Below are 22836 nucleotides of genomic sequence, written 5' to 3'. Positions count from 1 at the left end.
CTTTCCACCACAAGGGGTAACGCTGGCCGGCACCCGACACGGGCGCCGGCCAGCGGCACATCCACCCGACATCGCGCCACCCCCGAGCCCGATCCGGCTCGGGGGTGGCGCTGTCTCTGCGTACGCCAATGGCGACGTCGCGGGCGCGGACGGTGACCGTCGGGTGGTGATCGGGGTCTCGGGTCGCGGCCGGGGTGCGGGCTGCCCTAGTGTGCGAGGGGTCGACGGTGTTCGGGCCGGGGGAGGGGGTGTCGCGGGATGGGTCTGCGGACCTTCATCGAGGGCTGGCCGGTCTACCGGCAGCTCACCGGCACCGACCCGCTGGGCCGGGGCGCCGCCGCGCAGTCGGCGCGCTCGGCCGGGCTGACCGCGCGCACCGAGACCGCCGACCGGATGGCCCGCTCGGTCTGCCCCTACTGCGCGGTCGGCTGCGGCCAGCGTGTCTACGTCTCGGACGGCCGGGTCACCCAGATCGAGGGGGATCCGGACAGCCCGATCTCCCGGGGCCGGCTCTGCCCGAAGGGCTCGGCCAGCAGGAGCCTCGTCACCAGCCCGCTGCGGCAGACGAAGGTCCGCTACCGGCGCCCCTACGGCACGGAGTGGGAGGACCTGGATCTCGACGTCGCGGTCGACATGATCGCCGACCGGATCCTCGCGGCCCGCGCCGAGACGTGGGAGGACGTCGACGCCAAGGGCCGGCCGCTCAACCGCACGCTGGGGATCTCCAGCCTGGGCGGGGCGACGCTGGACAACGAGGAGAACTACCTCATCAAGAAGCTGTTCACGGCGATGGGGGCGCTCCAGATCGAGAACCAGGCGCGCATTTGACACTCCGCCACCGTCCCCGGTCTGGGGGCCAGCTTCGGTCGCGGTGGCGCGACGGACTTCCAGCAGGACGTCGCCAACGCTGACGTCATCGTCATCCAGGGCTCGAACATGGCCGAGGCCCACCCGGTGGGCTTCCAGTGGGTGATGGAGGCCAAGCGGCGCGGTGCCAGGGTTTTCCACGTCGACCCGCGGTTCACCCGCACCAGCGCGCTGGCCGACACCTACCTGCCGATCCGCGCGGGCTCCGACATCGCGCTGCTCGGCGGGGTGGTGCGGTACATCCTGGAGAACGAGCTGGACTTCCGGGAGTACGTGCTGGCCTACACCAACGCCGCGACGATCGTCAGCGACCAGTTCGTCGACGCCGAGGACGGCGACGGTTTCTTCTCCGGCTTCGACCCGGAGACCGGCAGCTACGTACAGGACTCCTGGCAGTACGCGGGCCACGAGACCGACTCCGGCAGCGGGCACACCGCGAAGGAGCGGGACGCCGCGGCCGGGCTGCTCCACGAGTCGCACGGCGCGCAGGTGAGCGGCCGGGTGGAGCGGGACGAGACGTTGCAGCATCCGCGCTGCGTCTACCAGATCCTCAGGCGACACTTCGCCCGCTACACGCCGGAGATGGTGGAGCGGGTATGCGGCATCCCGCAGGAGAGGTTCCTGGAGCTGGCCCGGGCGTGGGCGGAGAACTCCGGCCGCGAGCGCACCGGCGTGCTGATCTACTCGGTCGGGTGGACGCAGCACAGCGTCGGCGTGCAGTACATCCGCAGCGGCGCGATCATCCAGCTGCTGCTGGGCAACATGGGCCGCCCCGGCGGGGGGATCCTCGCCCTGCGCGGGCACGCCAGCATCCAGGGCTCCACCGACATCCCGACGCTGTACAACCTGCTCCCCGGCTACCTGCCGATGCCGCGCGCCGATCACGTCACCTTCCAGCGGTGGGTGGACAGCTTCCGCCGCCCCGGCCAGAAGGGCTCCTGGGGCGACGCCGGCGCGTACGCGGCCAGCCTGCTCAAGGCGTACTGGGGGGACGCGGCGACGCCGGAGAACGACTTCTGTTACGGGTACCTGCCCCGGATGACGGGCGATCACGGGACGTACCAGCAGGTGCTGAACATGATCGACGGGAAGGTGAAGGGCTACTTCCTGCTCGGGCAGAACCCGGCGGTGGGCTCGGCGCACGGCCGCGCCCAGCGGCTGGGCATGGCGAACCTGGACTGGCTGGTGGTCCGCGACCTGTTCATGATCGAGAGCGCCACGTTCTGGCGCAACGGCCCGGAGGTGGCCGCGGGCGAGATCGTGCCGACCGAGTGCAGGACGGAGGTGTTCTTCCTGCCGGCCGCGTCGCACGTGGAGAAGGAGGGCACCTTCACCCAGACCCAGCGGCTGCTGCAGTGGCGGGAGAAGGCCGTCGACCCGCCGGGCGACGCCCGCTCCGAGCTGTGGTTCTTCTACCACCTGGGGCGCCGGCTGCGGGAGAAGCTGGCCGGTTCCGACCTGCCGCGCGACCGGGCGCTGCTCGACCTGGCCTGGGACTATCCCACGCACGGTCCGCACGCCGAGCCGAGCGCCGAGGCGGTGCTGCGCGAGATCAACGGGTACGACGTGGCGACGGGCCGTCCGCTGTCCACGTTCACCGAGGCCCGCGCCGACGGCTCGACCGCCGTCGGCTGCTGGATCTACTCCGGCGTGTACGCCGACGGCGTCAACCAGGCGGCCCGGCGCAAGCCCCGGCACGAGCAGGACTGGGTGGCCGCCGAGTGGGGCTGGGCGTGGCCGGCCAACCGGCGCACCCTCTACAACCGCGCCTCCGCCGACCCGCAGGGCCGGCCGTGGAGCGAGCGCAAGCGCTACGTCTGGTGGGACCCCGACGCCGGGGAGTGGACCGGCTACGACGTGCCGGACTTCGAGAAGACGAAGCCGCCGACGTACCGGCCGCCGGAGGGCGCGACCGGCCCGGAGGGGATCGCCGGCGACGACCCGTTCGTCATGCAGGGCGACGGGAAGGGCTGGCTGTACGCGCCCAGCGGGGTGCTCGACGGGCCGCTGCCGACACACTACGAGCCGGCCGAGTCGCCGGTGCGCAACCCGCTCTACCGGCAGCAGGCCAACCCCACCCGCAAGGTGTACGCGCACCCCGTGAACTCGGTGAACCCGAGCCCGCCGCAGGAGCACAGCGCGGTCTTCCCGTACGTGTTCACGGTCAGCCGGCTCACCGAGCACCACACGGCGGGCGGGATGAGCCGCACGGTGCGGACCCTGGCGGAGCTGCAACCGGAGATGTTCGTGGAGGTGTCGCCGGAGGTGGCGGCCGAGCGGGGCCTGGCGCACCTGGGTTGGGCGCACCTGGTCAGCGGGCGGGCGGTGATCGAGGCGAAGGTGCTGGTCACCGACCGGCTGGCCCCGCTGCGGGTGGACGGCCGGGTGATCCACCAGGTGTGGCTGCCGTACCACTTCGGGTTCGAGGGCCTGGTGACGGGCGACTCGGCCAACGACCTGTTCGGGATCACCCTGGACCCGAACGTGCTCATCCAGGAGAGCAAGGTCGGCACCTGCGACGTGCGCCCGGGGCGGCGGCCCACCGGGGCGGCCCTGCGGGACCTGGTGGCGGACTACCGGCGGCGGGCGGGTATCGTCCCCGGCCATCCGCCCTCGACCCTCACGCCGGGGGCGTTTCCGGCGCCGGCTCCCACCGACGGCGCCGGGAAGGACCGCGATGCTTCCTGACCCGAACAGCCTGTCCGGGCCGCTCGATCCCGCCCCGGACGCGGGCTGGGTCGACGCCCCGCCCCGGATGGGCTTCTTCACCGACACCAGCGTCTGCATCGGCTGCAAGGCGTGCGAGGTGGCCTGCAAGGAGTGGAACGACGTCCCCGGTTCGGGGCTGGACCTGCTCGGCATGTCGTACGACAACACCGGCGCGCTGACCGCGAACTCGTGGCGGCACGTGGCGTTCGTCGAGCAGCCCCGCCCGGCCGGGCACCGCGGGCCGCCGCTCGCCGGTGCCGCGACGGCCGGTCGGAGCGCCGGGCCGGAGTTTCTGGGCATGCCCGGGGCGCAGCCGCCGGGGCGGGCCGGTGGCGCGGAGGGGCGCAGCGACTTCCGCTGGCTGATGATGTCCGACGTCTGCAAGCACTGCACCCACGCGGCCTGCCTGGATGTCTGCCCCACCGGGGCGCTGTTCCGCACCGAGTTCGGCACGGTGGTGGTGCAGGAGGACATCTGCAACGGCTGCGGCTACTGCATCTCCGCCTGCCCGTACGGCGTCATCGACCAGCGCAAGGGCGACGGCCGGGCGTGGAAGTGCACGCTGTGCTACGACCGGATCGGCGCCGGGAAGATTCCCGCCTGCGCCCAGGCGTGCCCGACGGAGTCCATCCAGTACGGCCCCCTCGACGAGCTGCGGGAGCGGGCCGCCGCCCGGGTGGCGACCCTGCACGAGCGCGGCGTCACCGAGGCGCGGCTCTACGGGCACGACCCCGACGACGGGGTCGGCGGCGACGGCGCGTTCTTCCTGCTGCTCGACGAGCCCGAGGTGTACGGCCTGCCCCCGGACCCGGTGGTCACCACCCGGGACCTGCCGAGGATGTGGAAGCGGGCTGGCCTGGCGGCCCTGGCCATGGCGGCGGCGGCCGTCGCCGCGTTCGTCGGAGGTTCCTCGTGAGTCCGGACCGCCCGGTGGGCGACCTGTTCCGCCGCTTCCGCGATCGCCTCGACGCCGGCGTCCCCGGCGGGCCGGCCGGCCGCGGCGAGGTCGCCGCCGGCTCGCCAGGGGCGCCACCCGGCGGGTCCGGCGCGGCGGCGTCGACCCGTGCGCCCGGACGGACCCGGCGGCGGGGCGGCGGCCGGCGCGGCGGCGAGGAGCTGACCGTCCCGGAGGCCGAGTTCACCTCCTACTACGGCCGGCCGATCCTCAAGGCGCCCGTCTGGAAGTGGGACATCGCGGCGTACCTGTTCACCGGCGGGCTGGCGGCCGGCTCGTCGCTGCTGGCGGCGGGCGGCCAGGTCACCGGGCGGCCCGCGCTGCGCCGCGCCGGCCGGGTCACCTCGCTGGTGGCGGTCACCGCCAGCGCCGTCTTCCTGGTCAAGGACCTGGGGCGGCCGGCCCGGTTCCACCACATGCTGCGGGTGGCCAAGCCGACCTCGCCGATGTCCGTGGGCACCTGGATCCTCAGCGCCTTCGGCCCGGCCGCCGGGATCGCGGCGGTCGCCGAGGGCGCGGCGTGGCTGCCCGAGCGGGGGCCGCTCGGACTCGCACGTCGGCTGCTGCCGCCGGTGGGGCACGCCGCCGGGCTGGCCGCCGCGGCGACCGCGCCGGCGTTGGCCACGTACACCGGCGTGCTGCTGGCCGACACGGCCGTGCCGTCCTGGCACGAGGCGTACCCGGAGCTGCCGACGGTCTTCGCGGGCAGCGCGCTGGCCAGCGGCGCCGGCGTGGGGCTGATCGCCGCGCCGACCGCGCAGGCCGGCCCCGCCCGCCGGATGGCGGTGGCGGGCGCCGCCCTGGAACTGTTCGGCTCGCACCGGGTGGAGACCCGCCTCGGGTTGCTCAGCGAGCCCTACCGCACCGGGCGGCCCGGCCGGCTGCTGCGCGCCGGGCGGGCCCTGACCGCGGCCGGGGTGGCCGGCGCGCTGCTCGGCCGGCGCAGCCGGGCGGTCTCCGCCCTGTCCGGGACGGCCCTGCTGGCCGCGTCGGTGGCCACCCGGTTCGGCATCTTCTACGGCGGCGTCGCCTCCGCGAAGGATCCGAAGTACACGGTGGTGCCGCAGCGGGAACGCCTCGACCGGCGGCGCGCCGCCGAGGGCTGACGCCCCGCCGCGCACGCCCACCCGGCCTGTGGTTCACTGCTGCCTGGAGGCGTTCAGGCGGCTGGTGCCCCTCCCGGTCTTCAAAACCGGTGTGGCCCGGGACCCGGGTCAGGCGGGTTCGATTCCCGTCCGTCTCCGCCAAACTGCCGGAAGAGGGGGCATGGGGGACGTCGCAGCCGATCCGCGCCGGTGGGTGCCGCGCACCGACGCGCTGCTCGCCGACCCCCGGCTGGCCGCCGCGGCGCAGACCCTCGGGCGGGACCGCGTCAAGGCCGCCGTCCGGCGGGCGCAGGATCGGGCCCGCCGCGGCGAGATCACCCCCGAGGCCGTACGCGACGCCGCGCTGGCCGCCCTGCCGGCGCCCGCACCCCGGGCCGTGCTCAACGCCACCGGGGTGGTGCTGCACACCAACCTGGGCCGGGCCGCGCTGTCGCCCGCCGCCGTCGCGGCGGTCACCGCCGCCGCCGGACACACCGACGTCGAACTGGACCTGCGCACCGGCCGGCGAGCCCGGCGCGGCCGCGACGCCCTCGACGCCCTCGCCGCCGCGGTGCCCGCCGCCGGCGCGGTGCACGTGGTCAACAACGGCGCCGCCGCGCTGGTGCTCGCCGCCACCGCGCTCGCCGCCGACGCCGAGATCGTGGTCAGCCGGGGCGAGCTGGTGGAGATCGGCGACGGGTTCCGCCTGCCCGAGCTGCTGGAGAGCACCGGCGCGCGGCTGCGCGAGGTGGGCACCACGAACCGCACCACGCTCGACGACTACGCCGCCGCGCTCGGCCCGCGTACCGGCTTCGTGCTGAAGGTGCACCCGTCGAACTTCCAGGTCACCGGCTTCACCTCGGCGGTGCCGGTGCGGCGGCTGGCCTCCCTCGGCGTGCCGGTGGTCGCCGACATCGGCTCGGGGCTGCTCGCCCCCGATCCGCTGCTGCCCGACGAGCCCGACGCCGCCGGCACCCTGCGGGCCGGGGCGGCCCTGGTCACCGCCAGCGGCGACAAGCTGCTCGGCGGGCCGCAGGCGGGGCTGCTGCTCGGCACCGCCGACCTGGTCGAACGGCTGCGCCGGCACCCCCTGGCCCGGGCGCTGCGGGTGGACAAGCTGACCCTGGCCGCGCTCGCGGCCACCCTCGCCGACCCGGTCACGCCCACGCGGGCCGCGTTGCACGCCGACCCCGACGCGCTGCGGGAGCGTACCGAGCGGCTGCGTGACGCCCTCGCGGCCGACGGGTGCAAGGCGGAGGTGGTGCCGGCCGGCGCGGTCGTCGGCGGCGGCGGCGCCCCGGGTGTGGAGCTGGACTCGTGGGCGCTGAGCCTGCCCGAGCGGTACGCGGAGCCGCTGCGCGTGGGCGACCCGCCCGTGCTCGGCCGGGTCGTCCGCGGGCGGCTGCTGCTGGACCTGCGCTGCGTGCCCGCCGACGCCGACGCCGCCGTCCGCGCCGCCGTGCTGCGCGTGTCGGGGGACGGCTGAACGTGTTCGTGGTGGCCACCGCCGGGCACGTCGACCACGGCAAGTCGACCCTGGTCCGGGCGCTGACGGGGATGGAACCCGACCGGTGGGCGGAGGAGCGCCGCCGGGGCATGACCATCGACCTCGGCTTCGCCTGGAGCACGCTGCCGTCCGGTGGGACGGTCGCGTTCGTCGACGTGCCGGGGCACGAGCGTTTCGTGCCGAACATGCTCGCCGGCGTCGGTCCGGTGCCCGCCGCGCTGGTCGTGGTCGCCGCCGACGAGGGCTGGATGCCGCAGTCGGCCGAGCACCTGGCCGCGCTGCACGCGCTCGGGGTGTCGTACGGCCTGCTGGTGGTGACCCGCGCGGACCTGGCGGACCCGGGGCCGGCGGCGGCCCGGGCCCGGGCCGAGCTGGCGGCCACCTCCCTCGGCGCGGTCGACACGGTGGCGGTCAGCGCGATGACCGGCGCCGGCCTGCCGGAGCTGCGCGCGGCCCTGGACCGGCTCGCGGCCCGGCTGCCCGCCCCGCCAGCGGACGCCCCGGTGCGGTTGTGGGTGGACCGCGCGTTCACCGTGCGCGGCGCCGGCACGGTGGTCACCGGCACCCTCGGCGCCGGCCGGCTACGGGTGGGCGACGAGCTGGAACTCGCCGCCACCGGCGAGCCGGTGCGGGTGCGTGGCCTGCACCGCCTCGGCGAGGCCCGGTCGGAGGTCACCGTGGTCGCCCGGGTGGCGGTCAACCTGCGCGGCACGCCCCGGGGCCGGGTCGGCCGCGGCGACGCCCTGCTCACCCCGGGCCGGTTCCACCGCACCGACCTGCTGGACGTCCGGCTGGCCGGTGATCCCGCGGCGGAGCTGCCCGCCACCCTGACCCTGCACGTCGGCGCGGCGGCGGTGCCCGCCCGGGTGCGACCGCTGGGCGCGGACACCGTCCGGCTGCGGTTGGCCCGGCCGTTGCCGCTGCTGGTCGGCGACCGGGCGCTGCTGCGCGACCCGGGCCGGCACCACGTGGCCGGCGGCGTGACGGTGCTGGACGTCGCGCCGCCGCCGCTGACCCGCCGGGGCGCGGCGGCTGCCCGCGCGGCCGTGCTGGCGACCGTGGACGGCCGGCCCGACCTGGCCGGCGAGCTGCGCCGTCGGGGCCTGGCCCGTGCCGCCGACATGGTCCGCACCGGCGTCGAGGTGACCGGGCGGCCCGTCGTCGGGGACTGGCTGGCCGACCCGGAGCACTGGCGGCGGCTCGGCACCCGGCTGGGCGGGGAGGTGGCCCGGCACGCCCGGGAGCATCCGCTGGAGCCGGGCGCGCCGGTGGAGCTGCTGCGGCAGCGCCTCGGCCTGCCCGACCGGGCGCTGGTCGAGGCGCTGGTCCGGCCGCCGCTGCGGCTGCACGCCGGCCGGGTCACCGCGGCCGCCGTCGACGCGCTGCCGGAGCCGGTGGCCCGCGCCGTCGCCCGGGTCCGCGCCGAGTACGCCGACCGTCCGTTCCGGGCCCCGGAGGCCGAACGCCTGGCGGAGCTGGGGCTGGGGCCCCGGGAGATCGGCGCGGCGGTGCGGGCCGGTGCGCTGCTGCGGGTCGCCGAGAACGTGGTGCTGCTGCCCGGCGCGGTCGACGAGGCCGTGCGGGTGCTGGCCGGGCTGCCGCAGCCGTTCACGCTCAGCGCCGCCCGGCAGGCGTTGGACACCACCCGCCGCGTCGCCGTGCCGCTGCTGGAGCTGCTGGACCGCCGGGGCGCCACCCGGCGGCTGCCCGACGATGCCCGGGTCGTGGTCGCGGCCCCGGCCTGAAGCCGCCCCGGCGGGGCGGGCGGTCGCCTAGCGTGGCGCCATGGACCCTTCCGCGGTCTGGCGGGACAAGCAGCACAAATGGCGGATCGAGGCGTACCGGGCTCCGGACCTGCGCTTCGCGATCTTCGCGACGAACGGCACCACCGAGTCGGCGCCGCTGTGGCTGTTCGGGATGTCGGCGCTGGCGCGGTGGCTGATGACGCACAAGATCTCCCTCGACGACCTGGAGGTCGACTGACATGGGGGCACCGCTCGGGCAGCTCGCGCTGGTGGCCGTGCTGGTGCTCGTCAACGCGGCCCTGTCGGGCAGCGAGATGGCGCTCGTGACGCTGCGCGAGGGGCAGGTGCGGCAGCTGGGTCGGCGGAGCCGTTCGGGGGAGCGGCTGGCGCGGCTGGTCCGCGACCCCAACCGCTACCTTGCCACCATCCAGCTCGGCATCACCCTCGCCGGGTTCCTCGCCTCTGCCGCCGCCGCGGTCTCGCTGGCCGAGCCGCTGGTCGGGCCGCTGGGCTTCCTCGGCGAAGCCGCGCGGGGGGCCGCGGTCGTCCTGGTCACCGTGCTGCTCACCTTCGTCACCCTGGTCGTCGGGGAGCTGGCCCCGAAGCGGCTGGCGATGCAGCGCGCGGAGCGGTGGGGGCTGCTCAGCGCCGGCCCGCTGGACCTGCTGGCCCGGGTGTCCCGACCGGCGGTCTGGTTGCTGAGCAGGGCCACCGACGTGGTGGTGCGGCTCGCCGGCGGGGACCCGCGGGCCAGTCGTACGGAGATGACCGAGGAGGAGTTGCGGGAGATCGTGGTCAGCCAGCGGGGCCTCTCCGCGCAGCAGCGGGAGATCCTCACCGGAGCGTTCGACATCGCCGGCCGGACGCTGCGGGAGATCCTCGTCCCCCGGCTGGACGTGACCGTGCTCCCCGCGACGCTGCCCGCCGACGAGGGGCTGCGCCGGCTCGCCGCCGCCGGCCGGTCCCGTGCCCCCGTCGTCGGGCCCGGGGGGCTGGACGACGTGCGCGGCGTGGTGCACATCCGGGACCTCGTCGCGGCGGGCGCGGCGGCGGTCGGCGAACGGGCGCGCCCGCCGCTGCTGCTGCCCGGCACCCTGCCGGTGTCCGACGCGCTGCGCCGGCTGCGGCTGTGCCACCAGCAGCTCGCCCTGGTCGTCGACGAGCACGGCGGGGTCGACGGCCTGGTGACCCTGGAGGACCTGCTGGCGGAGGTGGTGGGGGAGCTGTACGACGAGACCGACCGGGACGTGACGGGGGTGGCCCGGGAACCGGATGGCTCGCTGCTGCTGCCCGGCGACTTCCCGTTGCACGACCTGGCCGATGTCGGGGTGCGGCTGCACTTCCGGCCGTCGCGGGAGTACACGACGGTGGCCGGGCTGGTGCTGGCCGGGCTGGGGCACCTGCCGACGGGGCCCGGGGAGACGGTGCATCTGCCGGGGCTGACCGTCGAGGTGGTGGAGGTGTCCGGTCGGACGATCCGGCGGGTCCGGCTGCGGGGCTTCGCCACCGGGGCCTGACCCGGGGCTGCCACGGTCGGGTGAATCCGGACGAACCGGCCATGCCGGGCCTGGGGTGGGCGTACCGTCCGGTACGTGAAGGACCGAGGGATGCGGACGTTCGTCACCGTGCTGGCCGGGCTCGCGGTGATCTACTTCGGCACCACCGGCCGCAGCGAGGAGGACGGTCGCGGCCTGTCGGGCGGGCTCGTGGTGCTCGCGCTGCTGGCGGCGCTGCTGGTGTGGAACCTGACGAAGCCGGGCGACAAGCCGGTCAAGTGAGCCTGCTCACCGCCCGGCGGCGCGGGTGACCTCGCCGGCGGACTTCTCGCCGAGCGACACCCGCACCAGCGCCGAGGCGAGCCTGCCGAAGTCGGCCGGCTCGACCAGCCCGGCCAGCTTGTCCGGCGAGCGGGGCAGGCCGAGCCGCTCCGCGCCGGACAGGGCGCGGCGGTCGGCGTACGGGCGCAGGTCCGGCCAGACCACCTGTGCCTCGCGCAGGAAGATGTCGGCGCCGGTCGGGCCGATGCCGGGGAACTCGGTCAGCAGCCGGCGCAGCGCGGGCGGCTCGCCGTCGGCCTCGCGGTGCAGCCGGCGCAGGTCGCCCCGCCAGCGGTCCAGGCACAGCCGGGCGCCGGTGCCGAGCATCGTCGAGGTCCGCTCGTCGTAGCGGCGGTAGTGGCCCCGGCCCAGCGCGTCGACGCGGTCCTGCCAGCTCGCCGCCTCCATCGCCTGCGGGGTCCGGTAGCCGGCGGCGAACAGTTCCCGGGCGGCCGACACCGCGACGCAGGCCCGGATCCGGGTGCTCAGCAGCGTGGCGAGCACCAGCAACTGGTAGAGCGGGGCGGGCCGGTCGGCGAGCCGGATGCCCGCCTCCTCGGCGTACGTGGTGCCCCGCCGGTCCAGCAGGACCCGCGCCATCCTCCGGTCGTCGCCCATCCTCGGGGTGTACCCGCTGGTTGCCGGGTCAGCCCTGCGACCGTCCGCCCGGGCCGGCATGCCACCCACGGCGCCGGGTAACCGAGGTGGGACACGGTCGAACCCGGAAGGAGAAGACCCGTGGTGAACCCGCAGCAGCAGGAGTTCCGCCGCAACAACAGGGGTGCCACCAGCCAGGACAGCAAGGTCCCGAACCCTGGCGGCCACCCGCGCAACCGAGGCTCGTCCGGCGGCGACGAGGGCCGGCCGGTGCCCCGGGGGCAGGTCTCCCCGTACGGCCCGGCGATGGAGCCGGTCGCCGACGACGAGAGCGCCCGGGGCTAACGACCCCGGCCCGACACGGGCGGCCGCAGCCGGTTCCAGGTGGCTGCGGCCGCCATGCCGTACGCGACGTGCGGCACGATGTCGGCGACCCAGTCGGACCGGCGCCAGCGGCGCGGGTCGGTCACCCCCAGCAGGGTCATCGACCCGTCGGACATCGTCATCACGCCGCCGCCGAGCACGCCGGCCGCCAGGGGCAGCGGCATCCGACGGCCCCGGGTCAGCACGGCGTAGCCGACGCCGGCGGCGATGCCCATCCCGTAGCCGAGCAGGGGCCCGAGGCCCGAGCGGCGGTTCGCCGCCCGGTCCTCGGGCCCCAGGTCCACGTGCGCCGCCCCGGCCAGCCGCCCGGCGGTGTGCTCCGGGGTGCTGCTCGCCGGCCTCGCGCGCAGCACCATGTCCAGGTAGCTGACCACGTTCAGGGCGGCGCTGCCGACCGCGCCGGCGATCGCCCCGTCGGCCAGGTGCGTCGCCCTCACTTCGGGTCGCCCGGTTCGCGCTCGCCCTTGGGACCGTAGACCCGCTCGCCGCGGACGACGCCCCGCTGTCCGCGATCGGACTGCAGTATCCGGTTTGCCACGTCGTTCGCCTTGCGGTCCGACACCCGCCGTCCCGAATCGTCGATCACGTCACGGATGCGCGCCCGCTGCTTGTCGTACGCGTTGCTGCCCGGCCGTGGTCCTGGCATCACTGCCTCCTCCGGTCGTCCTCGCCGTTGGCGTACCGCGGTCGTCTACCCGCCTGCGTCGGGGCCAACCCCCGCGCTCGGCTCAGCGGGGCGCGTGGACGACGGCGACCGGGCAGTCGGCGTGGTGCAGCACGGACTGGCTCACCGAGCCGAGCAGCAGCCCCGTCAGTTCGCCGCGGCCCTGCCGGCCCACCACGAGCAGCTGGGCGCGCCGGGACGCCTCGGCGAGCACGGTGGTGGGGCGGCCCCGCACGGCCTCCCGGCTGACCGGCACGTCCGGCCACCGCTCGGTCAGCCCGGCCAGCGACTCGGCCACCACCCGCTCCTCCTCGGAGCGCAGCTCGGTGTCGTCGTACACCAGGGGTTGCATGTCGCCCGGCGCGGTGGACGTCGGGTGCCGGTAGGCGTGCAGCGCGACCAGCGGGGCGTCGCGGACCGACGCCTCCTCGACGGCGAACTCCACGGCGAGCCGGGACGTCTCGGAGCCGTCGACCCCGACCACGACGGGTCCGTCCGGGCGGTCGGTGCCCCGGGCGACGAGCACGGGGCAGTCGGCGTACGAGGCGACCTGCACCGCGACGGAGCCGACCACCAGGGCGGAGAACCCGCCGAGCCCCCGGTCGCCCAGCACGATCATCGCGGCGGCCGGCGACTCGCCGAGCAGCACCGCGGCGGCCTCCCCGTCGACGATCTCGCCGGAGACGCGCAGCCCGGGCACCGTCGCCTCGGCCTCGGTGGTCGCGGCGGCGACGAGCTGCTCCGCCTGGTGTCGCAGGCCGGCGCCGGGCGGGCCGCCGGCGGGCGCGCCTACCGGCACGCGCAGCAGCGGCCAGATGAACCCGTGCACGACCCGCAGCGGCCGGTTCCGGCGGGCCGCCTCGACGGCGGCCAGCCGTACGGCGCGCAGCGCCGCCTCCGAGCCGTCCACGCCGACGACCACCGCCGCGCCGTTCGCCGAGTTCACCGCCCACCTCCCGCCGGTTCCCGGCCAGTATCGCGGCCGGTGCCCGGTCGGCGAGGCGATACCGCCCAGGACGACCGGTGGGTACGCTGTCGACGACCGCCGGGGAGGGAGCGTCGTCGATGGTGGAGCCGGACCAGCCGAGCACCGCGCGAATGATCGATTTCTGGCTCGGCGGGGAGCACCACTTCCCGGTCGACGTGGCGGCGGCCCGCGCCTTCGAGCAGGCGTACGGGCCGTGCGCGCCGGTCTTCCGGGAGCTGCGGGCCTTCCTGGGCCGGTCGGTCCGGGCGATGGTCGCGGAGGGCGTGGACAGCTTCCTGGTCTTCGGCGCGGGGGTGCCCACCATGGGCAACGTGCACGAGGTCGCCCCGGACGCCACCGTGCTCTACACCGACGTCGACCCGGTCACCATCCGCCTCGGCCAGCGTCTGCTCGCCGGCAGCGACCGGGCCGGCTACGGCTACGGCGACGCCACCGACATCGGCACGGTGGACCGCGCCCAGCTGCACCGGTTCGTGCCGGGGTGGGGGAGGAGGCCCGTCGGGGTGGTGTTCCTCGGCCTGGCCGCGTTCCTCGACGACGAGACGCTGGCCCGCACCCTCGACGAGCTCTACGAGGCGACGGCGGCGGGCAGCCTGCTGGCGGTCGACTTCGACACCGAGGAGCTGGCCGGCTACCCGGAGGCCCTCGCGATGATGGGCCCGGCGTTCCGGATGCGCCCGCCGGCCGCGTTCGCGCCGCTGCTCGGCCGCTGGACGCCCACCGCCGACGGCATCGTGCCGATCACCCGGTGGCGTCCCGCCGGCCCGCCGGCGCAGGTTCCGGACGCCTTCCACGGCGCGGTCGCCGTCCGCTCGGCCGGCTGACCGGCCCCGCCCGCCGTCCGCGCCGCCGCGAGGCCGCGCGGGGGCGGCAGCGTGCCGTCGGGTCGTCCGCCCGGGTCGGGTACGCCGCCCGTCGGCGTCGGGCCGCCCGGCCGCCCGGCTGCCGACGACACCTCCGTATGATGTTTGCCCTACGGCAAGCATTTCCGGAGGATGATCGATGGTGGAGGCACCGGCCCAGGTCTCGCGTGCGTTGCGTGCGGCGCCGCCCGACCAGGTGGTGGAGGCGGCGGACCGGGCCATCCGGGCCGGCCTCGGCGCGTCCCGGACGGACGTGTTCATCGCCGACTACCGGATCAGCGGGCTGTGGCCGGTGCTGGACCCGGAGCTACCCGACGGGGGCTTCCTCGACTGCCGCAGCCAGGCGCAGCGCTGCTTCAGCAGCCAGCAGCCGGTGACCGACGCCGACGACGAGGGGCGCTGCCGGCTCTACCTGCCGCTGTCGGTGTGGGGGGAGCGCCTCGGCGTGCTCCTGGTCGAGCTGCCGGCCCCGCTCGGCCCGGACACCGTCGACCGCGTCGCGGACATCGCCGGCGAGCTGGCCGTCGTCCTGCGCGCGGCGGACCGGGAGACCGACCGGTACCGCCGGGTGCGCCGGCGGGAGCGGCTCAGCATGGCCGCCGAGATGCAGTGGGAGCTGCTGCCGGGACGCAGCGTCAGCCACGGCGAGTTCGAGCTGGCCGGCCAGCTGGAGCCGGCGTACACGGTCGGCGGGGACCACTTCGACTGGTCGGTGGACGGTGACCGGCTCACGGCGACGGTGTTGAACGGCGCCGGCATCGGCCTGGCGGCGGCGCTGCTCACGGCCGTCACCGTGAACGCGCTGCGCAACGCCCGGCGCTCCGGGGGCAGCCTCGTCGAGCAGGCCGAGCTGGCCTCCGACACGGTCTTCTACCAACATCGCGGGCGTCGGTACGTGGCCACGCTGCTGCTGGAACTGGACACCGCGACCGGTCGGGTCAGGGCGGTGGACGCCGGCTCCCCGCGCCTGCTGCGGCTGCGCGGCGGCACCGTCACGCCGATCACGCTGGAGCAGCAGCTCCCGCTGGGCATGTTCGCCGAGGCCCGCTACGACGTCCAGGAGTTCGACCTGGCGCCCGGGGACCGGATCTTCGTGGTCAGCGACGGGGTGTGGGCCGCCGATCCCGGTGACCGGGGGGCGTACGGCGAGCGGGCGATGGCGCGGGCGATGCGCGCCACGCGGCTGCAACCGCCGACCGAGGCGGTTGGTACGGTGATGCGCGAACTGCACGCCTGGCATGCGGACGCTGATCTCCGCGACGACGCGGTCGTGGTCTGCCTGGACTGGCGTGGCACGGGCGGCCGGAGCGACGGGTGAGGATCGTCGCCGCAACGGCCGGGCACGAGCGGGACGATCGCAGGGGACACCTGGTGGAGCGACCTCCGAATCTCGCCGCGGCGATCGACGCCGCCGCCGAGGCGCTCGTCGGTGTGCTCGACTCCGCCGCGTCCCGGCACCAGATGGCCGTCTCGCCGACGCAGTTGCGCGTGTTGTCGCTGATCAGCAGCCGGCCGGAGACCAACGTCAACGGCCTGGCCGAGTTGTTGGACGTCGTGCCGTCCTCGGCGAGCCGGCTCTGCGACCGGCTGGAGGCCACCGGCCTGCTGCGCCGGGTGGCCGACCCCCGCGACCGGCGGGAGGTGCGCCTGGTGCCGACCGCCGCCGCCGAGACGCTGCTGCGCGAGTTGAAGGAACGCCGGCACCGGGCGGTGCAGGCGGTGCTGGACCGGATGCCGGGTCGGGTGCAGCACGACCTGCTGCTGGCCCTGCGGGCCTTCGAGCAGGCCGCGACGGCGGAGTCGCAGTCGGACTCCTCGGTCTGCACCGCCTGACGACCTTCCCCGCGAGCCACCGGCCGCCCCGCTTCCCTCTAGTGTCCTAGGACGCCCTAGCGGTAGTGACCACCACGACGACACCCCGACCGCGTCGACGAACCCGGACGCCTGAACCCGGGGAGGCGGCGAAGGGCCCGATATAGTGGCAGCGCAGTCAGCCGGCCCGCGATCACGTTGATCGCGGGCCGAGTCAGGCGGCGGTCCCGTACGGGGATCGCAGGGGGGTGCCGGCGTCAGCCGGCCCGACAGCGCACACGGAACTTCGCGGTGCCCGTCCTCGGCCGGGCGGTCGGAGCGTGTGGCGGAGGAGGTTCGGTGTCGCGTCGGCCGGCTCGCTCGGAACACGCGGAGGCCAGCGCCGGCACGAGCGCACCGGCAGCGGGTGACCGCGTCCTGACGCTGCCGAACCTGATCAGCTTCGTCCGGCTGCTGGGCGTCCCGCTCTTCCTCTATCTCCTGCTCGTCGCGCACGCCGACGTGGCCGCGATCGTGGTGCTGGCCGTCGGCGGCACGACGGACTGGGTGGACGGGTGGGTCGCGCGCCGGATGCGCCAGGTCAGCCGGCTTGGGGAGCTGCTCGACCCGGCCGCCGACCGCCTCTACATCCTCGCCACCCTGGTCGGGTTCACCGCCCGGGGCGTGGTGCCCTGGCAGTTCACCGCGGCGCTGCTGGCCCGGGAGTTGCTCCTGCTGGGGTCGTTGGCGGTGTTGCGGCGGTACGGGTACGGTCCGCCGCCGGTGCACTACGTCGGCAAGACCGCGACGTTCCTGTTGCTGGCCGCCTTCCCGGTCCTGCTGCTCGCCGCGGCGGTTCCCGGTGCCGAGGCGGTGGCCGGGCCGATCGGTTGGGGGCTGGCCTGGTGGGGCCTGGTGCTCTACTGGGTGGCCGGCGCGATGTACGTGGTGCAGGCGAGCCGGCTGGTCAGGGCCGTGCGCGCCGAGGGAGCGTCGGCATGACGACGCCGCCGGGCGAGGGCCGGGGACGGTCCGACCGGGTGTACGCCCCGGACTTCCTCACCGAGTTGTTCCGCAATCCGTTGGATCCGGGGTACGCCGACGCGGCGGCCCGGCGCCGGGAGCGGCAGGCCCCGCCGGCGGGGTGGCGGCACTGGTCGGCGCGGTCGGTGAGCCTGGTCCTGGCGGTGCTGCTGGGGTTCCTGTTCGCGGTCGCGTACCGGCAGACGTTGGAGGCCGAGCCGGGGCGCAGCCAGGCCCGGTCCGGCCTGGTGGCGCAGATCAAGCAGCGGGAGAGCGAGACCGACGGGTTGTCGGAGCGGGCGGACCAGTTGCGGGCGGAGGTGGCGCGGCAGCGGGCCGCGGCGCTGGGTGGCTCGGAGGCGGCGCGGCTGCGCACCCTGGAGGCGGGCACGGGCCTGGGGCGGGTGCGGGGTGACGGCGTGGTGGTGCGGTTGGCGGACGCGCCGCAGAATCCGGACGCGGTGACGGGTGCGGACGTCGGTCCGTCCCGGGTGATCTACAGCGATCTGCAGGGGGTCGCCAACGACCTGTGGGCCGCCGGCGCGGAGGCGATCTCGATCAACGGGCAGCGGTTGACGGCGACGTCGACGATCCGGTCGGCGGGGCAGGCGATCCTGGTGGACTTCCGGCCGGTGACGGGGCCGTACGAGGTGTCGGCGATCGGGCCGGGGTCGATGCGGGACCGGTACGAGGACAGTCGCAGCGCGTTGACGATGCGGAAGGTGGCGGAGGACACCGGGTTGTCGTTCGCGGTGCGGGAGGCGGAGGACCTCACCCTGCCGGCCGCTCCGGAGCCGCGGCTACGCTACGCGGAGCCTCCGGCGAGCGCGAGTCCGTCGCCGTCGGGGGCGGACCGTTCCGCCAGTTCTCAGCCGTCCGGTTCGAGGACGTCTCCCAGCCCCTCCGGAGGTGGTCGATGATCGCGGTGCTGGCGTTGCTCGCCGGTGTGGTCCTCGGGGTCTGGCTCGACCCCACGGTTCCCGCGGGGTTGCAGCCGTATCTGCCGATTGCGGTGGTGGCGGCGTTGGACGCGGTGTTCGGTGGGGTGCGGGCGAAGCTCGATCGGATCTTCGACGACAAGCAGTTCGTGGTGTCGTTCATCTCCAACGTGCTGGTGGCGGGTCTGATCGTGTACCTGGGTGACCAGCTCGGGGTGGGTGGCCAGTTGTCCACGGGTGTGGTGGTCGTGCTCGGGGTGCGGATCTTCGGGAACGTGGCGGCGATCCGCCGGCACCTGTTCCGGGCGTAGGTTTGTGGCGATGAGCAGCGAAGAGCACACGGAGACGGGCACGGGTTGGCCGCAGCCGGCGGGGCCGGGGCGGCCGTCGGGCCCGGCGGGGGAGCCGGATCCGCGGCCGGACGCGCCGGATCCGGACGAGTTGAGCCCGTTGGCGCCGGAGCGGGCGGAGCCGGCGGAGCCGGCCGTGGCGGAGCCGGACCGGTTCGACGAGGGCGCGACGGTGGATCTGAGTCGGGCTGCCGGTGAGGGGTCGGGCGGGTCGTCGCCGGAGGCGCCGGCGGCCGCGGGGTCGTCGGTGGGCGCGGGGTCGCCGCGGCGGCGGGTGAGTTCGGCCGGGGTGATGATCGCGGTGCTGCTGGCGTTGCTGGGGTTCACGCTGGTGGTGCAGTTGAAGACGACGTCGACGGATCCGACGGTGGCGGCGACGCGGCAGGAGGACCTGGTCCGGATCCTGTACGACCTGAATTCGCGGGAGGTCCGGCTGCGGCAGGACATCGCGGCGCTGGAGGAGAGTCAGCGGCAGTTGCGTTCGGGTGAGCAGGGGCGGCAGGCGGCGTTGGACGAGGCGTCTCGGCGGGCTGACGAGTTGGGCATCCTGGCGGGGACGTTGCCGGCGACGGGTCCGGGTTTGGCGGTGCGGTTCGAGGCGGGTGAGAAGCCGATCTCGGCGTCGCGGGTGTTGGACGCGGTGCAGGAGTTGCGGGGCGCCGGCGCGGAGGCGATGCAGATTTCCGGCGGTGACCGGGCGACGGTGCGGATCATCGCGTCGACGTACTTCCTGGACGGGGAGAGCGGGTCGTTGGTGGTGGACGGGCGTCGGTTGACGGGTCCGTTCACGATCACGGTGATCGGTGATCCGGCGACGATGCGTACGGCGTTGAACATTCCTGGCGGGGTGGTGGCGTCGGTGACGGGCGACGGCGGTAAGTTGATCGTTGAGGATCGTGAGGCTGCCGAGGTTTCGGCGCTGCACGCGCCGATCAAGCTGGAACACGCCCGTCCGGTCTCCTGACCGGCGCGGCTCGCACCGGTGGTGTCCGGTGCGTCGATGGTGAAGGACGCGTCTGGTGATTCCTGAGGAACTGCGGTATACCGCCGAACACGAGTGGGTGGCGGGTGACGGCGGCGGCCCGGTGCGGGTCGGCATCACCCACTTCGCGCAGGACGCCCTGGGTGACATCGTGTTTGTCCAGCTGCCCGATGTCGGTGCGGTGGTGGCGGCGGGTGAGTCGTTGGGTGAGATCGAGTCGACGAAGAGTGTGTCGGAGATCTACGCCCCGCTCGGCGGTACGGTGGCGGCGCGCAACGAGGCGCTTGGCGACACCCCTGAGGTGATCAACACTGACCCGTACGGTGCGGGTTGGTTGGTGGAGATCACCCCGGACGATCCGGCGGCGGTCGAAGGGCTGCTGTCCGCGGACGCGTATCGTGAGCTCACCGAGAGCTGAGTGCGTCCCCTCCGGGCGTGGTGGCTGTGTCCGCGCGTCCGGTTGCCCTGCATTTCGGCGCTGGCTAGGCTCGCCCAGTCGACCGAGAACCCAATAGTTGAGCGTTGCGGAATTGCCTTTCCGGGCACGGGGAGCCAGCCGCCGGGTGTTCGAGTGCCCGGCGGCCAGACCCGCCATTACCCGACGCCGACCGAACAGATCCGTGAGGTGGTCCCATGACGCGCCCAGACGACGAGTTCCCCCCGCTCGACGTCACTTCGACGCTCAATCTCGGTTCGCTCGACGAAGTGCTGGAGGGGCCGGACACCGATGTGGTGCCGAGCCGGATGTCCGGTTCGTTGCCGCCGGGGATGGCGCTGCTGGTGGTTCGCCGGGGTCCGAACGCGGGTGCCCGGTTCCTCTTGGATCACGATGTGACGACGAGTGGCCGGCATCCGGACAGTGACATTTTCCTGGACGACGTGACGGTGTCGCGGCGGCACGCCGAGTTTCACCGTGACGGTGGGACGTTCACTGTGCGGGATGTGGGCAGCCTGAACGGCACGTACGTGAACCGGGAGCGGGTCGAGGCGGCCACGTTGAGCAACGGTGACGAGGTGCAGATCGGTAAGTTCCGGGTGGTGTTCATCGCCGGTCCGCGCCCGGAGGAGGAGGCCGGCCGGGGGTGAACGAGCCTGCGGCCTCCACGCCGCCCGGGGCGGCCCGTGCCCGACCGTTGATGAGCATCGGTGAGGTGCTGGGCCAGCTGCGGGTGGATTTTCCGGACGTGACGATTTCGAAGTTGCGGTTTCTCGAGGCCGAGGGCCTGGTGGAGCCGCAGCGGACGGCGGCGGGTTACCGGAAGTACAGCTGGGACGATGTGGCGCGGTTGCGGTTCGTGCTGACCGCGCAGCGGGACCAGTATCTGCCTCTGCGGGTTATCCGTGATCAGTTGGCGCAGTGGGACGCGTCCGGGGAGTCGCCGGGTCGGCAGCGGCCGACGTTGGTGGCGGTGGGCCCGGGTGGCGAGGTGCCGGGGCGGGTGTCGGAGGAGCCGGCCGGGTCGCCGCAGGTGCGGCTCGGCCGGGCGGATCTGGTGGCGCGTAGTGGGATCGACGAGTCGACGCTGGGTGAGTTGGAGCGGCTCGGTGTGGTGGTGTCGGATCCGCCGGGTTGGTACGACGACGATGCGTTGATCATCGCGCGGGCGGTGGCGGGTCTGGCGGCGTACGGGTTGGAGCCGCGGCATCTGCGGGGTTACCGGACGGCGGCGGACCGGGAGGTCGGTTTGTTCGCGCAGTTGGTGGCGCCGTTGGCGCGGCAGAGTGATCCGGCGGCGCGGGCGCGGGCGGCGGAGACGGCGCGGGAGTTGGTGGCGTTGTCGCAGCAGTTGCACGCGGCGTTGGTGCGGGTGGGGTTGCGGTCGACGTTGGGTCGGTGATCCGGCGGGTTGTGGGGAAAGATCTGCCCCGGGAAGCGTGTCGTAGGCTTGCCGGGGTAACCCCTTTCTGGCGCGGGCGTGGTGCGGGTAGCGCATGGGACGGCCGTGTCGCGGTCCGTGTACCGTGCAGGGAAGGGCACGGTGCGGCGTAGGTGACAACGACACGGAGGCGGCGGTGCGCGAGCTGAGCGTGGTCGGAGTTCGGGTGGAGCTGCCCAGCAACCAGCCGATCGTCCTGCTCAGGGAGGTCGAGGGGGACCGCTATCTGCCGATCTGGATCGGCGCGGTCGAGGCGACGGCGATCGCTTACGAGCAGCAGGGGGTCAAGCCGGCCCGGCCGCTGACCCACGATCTTCTGCGGGACGTGTTGGCGGCGTTGAAGGCGCCGTTGCGGGCGGTGGAGATCACCGAGCTGAAGGAGAACGTCTTCTATGCCGATCTGTTGATCGGTGACGGGGTGCGGGTGTCGGCCCGGCCGAGTGATTCCATCGCGTTGGCGTTGCGGGTCGGTGCGCCGATTCGTTGTGCGGAGGAGGTCCTCAGCGAGGCGGGGATCGTGATTCCCGACGAGCAGGAGGACGAGGTGGAGAAGTTCCGCGAGTTCCTGGAGCAGGTGCGTCCGGAGGACTTCGCCGGCTGAGTCCCGTGTCTTACCCCGGCGTCACGTTCGGTGACGTTGCGGCGCGGCGGGTGATCTTCGTTGTGGTGGCGCGGCGTGTCGCGTCGGTTCCTCCGGGGCAATCTCTGAAGGCGGCTATAGGGTTGCCGTGTCGAGGGGTGCGCGTCCCGGAAACGACGTGTCACCGCACTGGCGGGGAGGTTGTCCGGATGCACGAGCCGCGAGATCCCGATCCGGGTACGGAGCTGGACGAGCCGGGTGTGACGTCGCCAGGGTTGGCGACTGAGGGTGACGACACCGTTGGTTATCGAGGTGTGACGGCCTGCCATGCGGTGGGGATCAGTTACCGCCAGTTGGATTACTGGGCGCGCACCGGGTTGGTGGTGCCGAGCGTGCGGGACGCGTCGGGTTCGGGCACGCAGCGGTTGTATTCGTTCCGGGACCTGGTGGTCCTGAAGGTGGTGAAGCGGCTGCTGGACGCCGGGGTGTCGTTGCAGAACATCCGGAAGGCGATCGAGGCGCTGCGGTCCCGTGGGGTGGCGGATCTGGCGGGCATCACGTTGATCTCCGACGGGACGACCGTGTACGAGTGCCGGTCGCCGGAGGAGGTGGTCGACCTGTTGCAGGGCGGCCAGGGGGTGTTCGGCATCGCGATCGGCGGGGCGTTCAAGGAGATCCAGGGTTCGCTGTCGCATCTGCCGGCGGAGCCCGCGACGTCGGAGCCCGCGACGTCGGTGCCGCCGTCGGCGCCGGCGGGGGATCCGGTGGGTGACGAGTTGGCGGCGCGTCGGGCCCGGCGTCGGGCGGGCTGAGCGCGGCGTCGGGCGCGTGCCGCTTGCCCCTGGTCGGGGTGGCGGCGTGTTCACTCCCTGCGGTGACGGGTGGTCCCACAGGTGGGGCAACTCGACAGCGTCCACCCCACCCACCCGGACCTGCCGACAGCGGGTCGACGGGTCGCCATCCCGCAGCCGACCCCACACCCGACGCTGTGCGGACGCCTCGCGACAGCCGTGCGGCACAACCGACATCCAGGCACGGGCGACGCGCGACCACCGACGGGGTGTGGCCCGCCGTGCCCGGCTCCGGGCGGTCAGGCTTGATCCCTGCGCCGGGC

24 protein-coding genes, 1 tRNA gene and 1 pseudogene are annotated in these 22836 nt (G+C 74.5%); 22 read left to right on the top strand and 4 right to left on the bottom strand.

The window, feature by feature from the left end; genetic code table 11:
* Positions 1-258: 258 nt before the first annotated feature.
* The 9 genes and pseudogenes from fdh to ABT006_RS33865 form a co-directional block, all read left to right on the top strand.
* Positions 259-3540: pseudogene (gene fdh, locus ABT006_RS33905) on the top strand (formate dehydrogenase); the annotation flags it as partial.
* Positions 3541-3544: 4 nt separating this feature from the next.
* On the top strand, positions 3545-4492 hold the full coding sequence (locus ABT006_RS33900) for a 4Fe-4S dicluster domain-containing protein (protein WP_350712556.1): 948 nt from the start codon (positions 3545-3547) through the stop codon (positions 4490-4492).
* Positions 4489-5637: an NrfD/PsrC family molybdoenzyme membrane anchor subunit gene (gene nrfD, locus ABT006_RS33895; protein WP_350712555.1), complete on the top strand. Its 1149-nt coding sequence runs from the start codon at positions 4489-4491 to the stop codon at positions 5635-5637. Before ABT006_RS33900 ends, nrfD begins: the two co-directional genes overlap by 4 nt.
* Positions 5638-5682: 45 nt before the next feature.
* Positions 5683-5778: transfer RNA gene (locus ABT006_RS33890), tRNA-Sec, on the top strand.
* A gap of 19 nt (positions 5779-5797) precedes the next feature.
* Complete coding sequence (gene selA / locus ABT006_RS33885; RefSeq protein ID WP_350712554.1) at positions 5798-7102, top strand: L-seryl-tRNA(Sec) selenium transferase; 1305 nt, start codon at positions 5798-5800, stop codon at positions 7100-7102.
* A 2-nt stretch (positions 7103-7104) separates the two neighbouring features.
* Positions 7105-8868: a selenocysteine-specific translation elongation factor gene (gene selB, locus ABT006_RS33880; protein ID WP_350712553.1), complete on the top strand. Its 1764-nt coding sequence runs from the start codon at positions 7105-7107 to the stop codon at positions 8866-8868.
* A 40-nt stretch (positions 8869-8908) separates the two neighbouring features.
* Positions 8909-9106: a hypothetical protein gene (locus tag ABT006_RS33875; protein WP_350687479.1), complete on the top strand. Its 198-nt coding sequence runs from the start codon at positions 8909-8911 to the stop codon at positions 9104-9106.
* Between the two features lies 1 nt (position 9107).
* Entirely contained in the window at positions 9108-10385 is a 1278-nt protein-coding gene (locus ABT006_RS33870) for a hemolysin family protein (protein WP_350712552.1), read from the top strand.
* Between the two features lie 75 nt (positions 10386-10460).
* Entirely contained in the window at positions 10461-10646 is a 186-nt protein-coding gene (locus ABT006_RS33865) for a hypothetical protein (protein WP_350712560.1), read from the top strand.
* A gap of 6 nt (positions 10647-10652) precedes the next feature.
* On the opposite strand, the gene ABT006_RS33860 is transcribed toward ABT006_RS33865, so the two are convergent.
* Positions 10653-11303 carry a hypothetical protein gene (locus ABT006_RS33860; protein ID WP_350712551.1) on the bottom strand — a complete coding sequence of 217 codons (651 nt, stop codon included), beginning with the start codon at positions 11301-11303 and terminating at the stop codon, positions 10653-10655.
* A 120-nt stretch (positions 11304-11423) separates the two neighbouring features.
* Here ABT006_RS33860 and ABT006_RS33855 point away from each other — a divergent pair, with 120 nt between their 5' ends.
* A complete protein-coding gene (locus ABT006_RS33855) occupies positions 11424-11627 on the top strand; it encodes a hypothetical protein (RefSeq protein ID WP_350712550.1) in 204 nt (67 codons plus the stop codon).
* Here the strand turns inward: ABT006_RS33855 and ABT006_RS33850 are convergent.
* The 3 genes from ABT006_RS33850 to ABT006_RS33840 all read right to left on the bottom strand — a co-directional run bounded on the left by ABT006_RS33850 (position 11624) and on the right by ABT006_RS33840 (position 13276).
* The gene (locus tag ABT006_RS33850; protein WP_350712549.1) at positions 11624-12103 is read right to left on the bottom strand and encodes a hypothetical protein; all 480 of its coding nucleotides are present in this window, start codon (positions 12101-12103) and stop codon (positions 11624-11626) included. The two genes, ABT006_RS33855 and ABT006_RS33850, sit on opposite strands and share 4 nt — an antisense overlap.
* Positions 12100-12312: a phosphatidylethanolamine-binding protein gene (locus ABT006_RS33845; RefSeq protein WP_350683982.1), complete on the bottom strand. Its 213-nt coding sequence runs from the start codon at positions 12310-12312 to the stop codon at positions 12100-12102. The genes ABT006_RS33850 and ABT006_RS33845 overlap by 4 nt, the downstream gene beginning before the upstream one ends.
* Positions 12313-12394: 82 nt before the next feature.
* Positions 12395-13276, bottom strand: coding sequence for a universal stress protein (locus ABT006_RS33840; RefSeq protein ID WP_350712548.1), 882 nt, complete (start codon positions 13274-13276; stop codon positions 12395-12397).
* 119 nt (positions 13277-13395) lie between these two features.
* Here ABT006_RS33840 and ABT006_RS33835 point away from each other — a divergent pair, with 119 nt between their 5' ends.
* The 12 genes from ABT006_RS33835 to ABT006_RS33780 all read left to right on the top strand — a co-directional run bounded on the left by ABT006_RS33835 (position 13396) and on the right by ABT006_RS33780 (position 22534).
* On the top strand, positions 13396-14142 hold the full coding sequence (locus ABT006_RS33835) for an SAM-dependent methyltransferase (protein WP_350712547.1): 747 nt from the start codon (positions 13396-13398) through the stop codon (positions 14140-14142).
* 178 nt (positions 14143-14320) lie between these two features.
* Positions 14321-15499 carry a PP2C family protein-serine/threonine phosphatase gene (locus ABT006_RS33830; RefSeq protein WP_350712546.1) on the top strand — a complete coding sequence of 393 codons (1179 nt, stop codon included), beginning with the start codon at positions 14321-14323 and terminating at the stop codon, positions 15497-15499.
* Between the two features lie 53 nt (positions 15500-15552).
* Positions 15553-16014: a MarR family transcriptional regulator gene (locus ABT006_RS33825; RefSeq protein ID WP_350712545.1), complete on the top strand. Its 462-nt coding sequence runs from the start codon at positions 15553-15555 to the stop codon at positions 16012-16014.
* Positions 16015-16332: 318 nt separating this feature from the next.
* Positions 16333-16974 (top strand): cardiolipin synthase ClsA, encoded by a 642-nt coding sequence (clsA, locus tag ABT006_RS33820; protein ID WP_466025925.1) that lies wholly within the window; start codon positions 16333-16335, stop codon positions 16972-16974.
* Positions 16971-17915, top strand: a complete 945-nt coding sequence (locus ABT006_RS33815; protein ID WP_350712544.1) for a DUF881 domain-containing protein — start codon at positions 16971-16973, stop codon at positions 17913-17915. The genes clsA and ABT006_RS33815 overlap by 4 nt, the downstream gene beginning before the upstream one ends.
* Entirely contained in the window at positions 17912-18244 is a 333-nt protein-coding gene (locus tag ABT006_RS33810; protein WP_091106953.1) for a small basic family protein, read from the top strand. The genes ABT006_RS33815 and ABT006_RS33810 overlap by 4 nt, the downstream gene beginning before the upstream one ends.
* A 10-nt stretch (positions 18245-18254) precedes the next feature.
* A complete protein-coding gene (locus ABT006_RS33805; RefSeq protein ID WP_350712543.1) occupies positions 18255-19247 on the top strand; it encodes a DUF881 domain-containing protein in 993 nt (330 codons plus the stop codon).
* A gap of 55 nt (positions 19248-19302) precedes the next feature.
* Positions 19303-19683 (top strand): glycine cleavage system protein GcvH, encoded by a 381-nt coding sequence (gene gcvH / locus ABT006_RS33800; protein ID WP_350712542.1) that lies wholly within the window; start codon positions 19303-19305, stop codon positions 19681-19683.
* Between the two features lie 215 nt (positions 19684-19898).
* Positions 19899-20351, top strand: coding sequence for an oxoglutarate dehydrogenase inhibitor Odhl (gene odhI / locus ABT006_RS33795; RefSeq protein ID WP_007071101.1), 453 nt, complete (start codon positions 19899-19901; stop codon positions 20349-20351).
* Positions 20352-20401: 50 nt separating this feature from the next.
* Positions 20402-21103 (top strand): transcriptional regulator FtsR, encoded by a 702-nt coding sequence (gene ftsR / locus ABT006_RS33790; RefSeq protein ID WP_350712558.1) that lies wholly within the window; start codon positions 20402-20404, stop codon positions 21101-21103.
* A 175-nt stretch (positions 21104-21278) separates the two neighbouring features.
* Complete coding sequence (locus tag ABT006_RS33785; protein ID WP_089014393.1) at positions 21279-21743, top strand: bifunctional nuclease family protein; 465 nt, start codon at positions 21279-21281, stop codon at positions 21741-21743.
* 188 nt (positions 21744-21931) lie between these two features.
* Positions 21932-22534 carry a MerR family transcriptional regulator gene (locus ABT006_RS33780; protein ID WP_350712541.1) on the top strand — a complete coding sequence of 201 codons (603 nt, stop codon included), beginning with the start codon at positions 21932-21934 and terminating at the stop codon, positions 22532-22534.
* Positions 22535-22836 lie beyond the last annotated feature (302 nt).

Origin of the sequence: Micromonospora sp. NPDC002717 (assembly GCF_040295705.1) — a bacterium.
GTDB lineage: Bacteria > Actinomycetota > Actinomycetes > Mycobacteriales > Micromonosporaceae > Micromonospora.
Note: the sequence above shows the minus strand (reverse complement) of the source record. Positions and strands in the feature narration are given on the sequence as shown.

Coding starts and splice junctions, on each gene's coding strand:
- ABT006_RS33900 (WP_350712556.1), top strand. CDS start 3,545: ATGCTTCCTGACCCGAACAGCCTGTCCGGGCCGCTCGATCCCGCCCCG.
- selA (WP_350712554.1), top strand. CDS start 5,798: ATGGGGGACGTCGCAGCCGATCCGCGCCGGTGGGTGCCGCGCACCGAC.
- ABT006_RS33875 (WP_350687479.1), top strand. CDS start 8,909: ATGGACCCTTCCGCGGTCTGGCGGGACAAGCAGCACAAATGGCGGATC.
- ABT006_RS33870 (WP_350712552.1), top strand. CDS start 9,108: ATGGGGGCACCGCTCGGGCAGCTCGCGCTGGTGGCCGTGCTGGTGCTC.
- ABT006_RS33860 (WP_350712551.1), bottom strand. CDS start 11,303: ATGGGCGACGACCGGAGGATGGCGCGGGTCCTGCTGGACCGGCGGGGC.
- ABT006_RS33845 (WP_350683982.1), bottom strand. CDS start 12,312: ATGCCAGGACCACGGCCGGGCAGCAACGCGTACGACAAGCAGCGGGCG.
- ABT006_RS33835 (WP_350712547.1), top strand. CDS start 13,396: ATGGTGGAGCCGGACCAGCCGAGCACCGCGCGAATGATCGATTTCTGG.
- ABT006_RS33830 (WP_350712546.1), top strand. CDS start 14,321: ATGGTGGAGGCACCGGCCCAGGTCTCGCGTGCGTTGCGTGCGGCGCCG.
- ABT006_RS33815 (WP_350712544.1), top strand. CDS start 16,971: ATGACGACGCCGCCGGGCGAGGGCCGGGGACGGTCCGACCGGGTGTAC.
- ABT006_RS33810 (WP_091106953.1), top strand. CDS start 17,912: ATGATCGCGGTGCTGGCGTTGCTCGCCGGTGTGGTCCTCGGGGTCTGG.
- ABT006_RS33805 (WP_350712543.1), top strand. CDS start 18,255: ATGAGCAGCGAAGAGCACACGGAGACGGGCACGGGTTGGCCGCAGCCG.
- odhI (WP_007071101.1), top strand. CDS start 19,899: ATGACGCGCCCAGACGACGAGTTCCCCCCGCTCGACGTCACTTCGACG.
- ftsR (WP_350712558.1), top strand. CDS start 20,402: ATGAGCATCGGTGAGGTGCTGGGCCAGCTGCGGGTGGATTTTCCGGAC.
- ABT006_RS33780 (WP_350712541.1), top strand. CDS start 21,932: ATGCACGAGCCGCGAGATCCCGATCCGGGTACGGAGCTGGACGAGCCG.